The 253-nt window shown below is 52.6% G+C and carries 1 pseudogene; it reads right to left on the reverse strand.

The features are described from left to right. Positions 1 to 253: pseudogene (locus tag IV91_RS16520) on the reverse strand (IS1634 family transposase); the annotation flags it as partial.

The following is a 253-nucleotide window of genomic DNA, read 5'->3' on the forward strand; positions in this document are numbered from 1 at the left end:
CTCCAATGTGCCGCATTCGGCCACATTACCTGCAAAGGTTTTGGAGCGGCGCACAAAGCCGCTGCCATCAAGCACCAGGCCCAGTGTCACCAGAGGGCAGTCGCTACGTTTCTCTTTTGAATGCCCTCGTTGCGCTTTTTCATTGCCCTCGACATCACCCTCAAAATAGGTGTTGGTCAGGTCATACAGGGTTACCGTCTCATCCAGACCAAAAAGCGTCTGGACGGCAGAAAAGATATGGTCTTCAATGACC

It is taken from the genome of Ferrovum myxofaciens, from assembly GCF_000735045.1.
GTDB lineage: Bacteria > Pseudomonadota > Gammaproteobacteria > Burkholderiales > Ferrovaceae > Ferrovum > Ferrovum myxofaciens.